Genomic DNA, 2,926 nt, shown 5'->3' on the forward strand with positions numbered 1-2,926 from the left:
TATGAAAAGCATGGGATTCTTTAAAGCCTTTCAAAAGATAGCTTGTAACTTATAGAGATGCTATCAAGATCATTATGGTTATGAGTTTTGAGGTTTTGAAGATTTTGAGGGTTCCTTTTACCCTCCTTATATGTTTTTTTCAATCAAAAAATAAAAGTCATTATATTTCAAGTGGTTATTTTTTAATAAACAACCTATATCAAGATACAACCTATAAATACAACCTACGATATATTTTTGAAGGTATTTTGAGGGTGTTAGGAACCTTCAAAACCTATAAAGTCATATAAGAAAATGAATATACATAACTCTCTTTAAACAAAGCTTCTGAAAAGGATAAAGCTATCATTTTAGATGACGGTATAATCTTTTAAAGGCAATCTCAAAAATCTGATCTTATAGAGGAAGGGGTTTCTGAAGAGCCTTAAAGCAATCCAAAGAAGAGTGTTTAAAAGTGCAAATCATTTCTTTTTAGAATAACGCATATAAACTATCCTTTTAAAGATTGTATGTAAGCAATGTATAAAGGGAGGTATAAAAATCTATAGTTATAAGACTCTTACCCCTTATGAGTTTATCATACCCATTATGTGAGCATACCTTATAAGTTATTCAGTTTCTCTTATTTCTAATGTTGGTAAGTTCTTAACAATTTTCATGGTTTCTAAGCTTACTGTGATAACCCTTTGAAACAATTCTAAAGGATAAGCAGGGTTGCCAATGGTCTCAACGGCATAGCGATTAGCATCATTAACGATACCGCTTTTTTTATCGGTCTTTACACATTGACGCCCCATAACCCATTCAAGAGCAGGCTTGCCATTGACGATATACTCATAAGCTTCAAGAGGGATGTCTGTCATGATGATATTGCTGTTATAAATAACAGTGGTTTTATCTTTTGCCTTACTATCCTTAATTTTTGCGAATTTCATTTCAGTCACATAATAGAATTTCTCAGGATTAGAGATATTAGTCAATTTTGGATCACCCTTTTTAAAGGTCACGGGATAAGGTTCTACAATTTCATAATTCATGTGCAAATGACCCAGTTCACGTCCTGCTGTCACAAACTTCCAAAAATCATCAGCACTCTTTACACAAGGGATACGAGGCAGTTCTTTAGAGAGGTTATCAGCATAACGAGCACGGTAATCTTCTGAATGCAAAATGCCATAAACATAATAAAAGAGATCATCTTTTGTTATAGTTTCACCAGCATAAGCTGCTTTAAAATGTGCTAAGCCTTCATCAGTGAGTGCATCACGCCGTTGTAAACCAACGGTTTCACTATTCTTTATAGAATTTTCGAATAAATGGAGGTGCTTTTTATTTTTATCTTTTGAAATTGCAACCTCTTCATAAATGTAGCGTGGAAAGCATTGACTATTCTCTATCACTTGAAATTCAGGCACATTCTTAGTCATGAGTACAGAAAAATCCTTCTTTGCTCCCGTACCTGTAATTTGTACCACTTTATTTTCAATTGCTTCGCCCATCGGAAATATACACGGCATTTGGAAAACTCTATGGTTTAAAATACGACTGTAGTAAAGCCACTGCTGTGTAAAAGGACGGTAAAGGCTTTTAACTAAGCAACCATTTTCAAATTCGGAAAAATTTCCTCTTACCAATTCTTGTTTGAGACTACTACTCCAACTGACTTTACTTGCATCTGAGTTTACGAAACTATCTACAGCCTTTTTACGTGTCTCACGATTAGAATGCCCATAGGTTTCATTAAAACGCTTTACTTCGTTATTATAAAAGCCAATCATATTACTCATGTTTTTCGCTAAAACTTCATGGCTTGAGTTATATGCCCAAGCATCACGACTAGTTACAATACCACACGAAAAGATTTCAAAGAGCTTTTTGTCATGCTTGTTTCTAGAACCTAAAGCTAAGAACGCTTCGAAACTTTCATCACGTTGCTTTATCCAATCACCATGTTTATCTGGTGTAATCAGTTGCCAAGCTTGTTTTTCTATAATACCACCAATACTCTTAAAAGACTCTATTATCGTGAGCTTTTCTTCTCTATCGAGATAATCACCAATATCACGAAAATATATTTTGCCACGCTGTTGCGCATCTGGATTCTTTACAAGAATAGAAATCGCTATAGGGGCTCGAGAGCCGGATCCAAAAATCTTGCCACCTTCTTTTCGAGAAACTTCACCGGAAGTTCGTTGATTCCCTCGTAAATGGAAAATATAAAGGCTACTAAATTCTTCAACAAGACATTTGCGTAAACCATCTAGAGAATGACCACTGATAAAGCCTGCGTTTGTGACAAAACCAATAACACCACGGTCTTTTATACGATCACTAGCCCAACGCAATGCACGAATATAACTATCATAAAGTGCTTGCATATTGCTTGATTCAGATTGAGTAACATAGGTTTCACTGATCCGTTTATCTAAAATCGGATAAGGAGTATTTTTTGCATTATCATTTTCATTTTTTTGTCCAAAAGAATAAGGAGGATTACCAAGGATAACTTTGATATTGAGTTTTTTCTGAAGTTCTAAATAGTCACTGTTCGCTTTGAATCCACCACGCAGCAAATCTTTCTCTTCAAGCATCTGGAAGGTATCCGTTAAACCAATATGCTTAAAGGGTATATAATTCCCTTTCATAAGACTATGATAGGTCGTTTCAATGTTAATCGCTGCTATGTAATAGGCAAGCAAGACAATCTCATTGGCATGAATATCATGACGGAATTTGTATTCCATATCCTCGGGTTTGATCAGTCCAGATTGTAAAAGCCGTGTGATAAAGGTTCCAGTTCCAGTGAAAGGGTCAAGAATAGAAACACCACGAGACCCAAGGCTTGTTTCAAACTCATTCCGCAACACATCATCAACAGAATGAATGATAAAATCAACAACCTCAACGGGCGTATAAACAATCCCAA

At 35.3% G+C, this 2,926-nt stretch carries 1 protein-coding gene; it reads right to left on the reverse strand.

The window, feature by feature from the left end; translation table 11 throughout:
• Positions 1–608: 608 nt before the first annotated feature.
• The coding region (locus BN67_RS07820) for a type ISP restriction/modification enzyme (RefSeq protein WP_019223571.1) at positions 609–2,926 on the reverse strand (2,318 nt) is incomplete at its 5' end.

This window comes from Bartonella rattaustraliani AUST/NH4 (assembly GCF_000312565.1).
In the GTDB taxonomy this organism is placed as follows: Bacteria; Pseudomonadota; Alphaproteobacteria; order Rhizobiales; family Rhizobiaceae; genus Bartonella; species Bartonella rattaustraliani.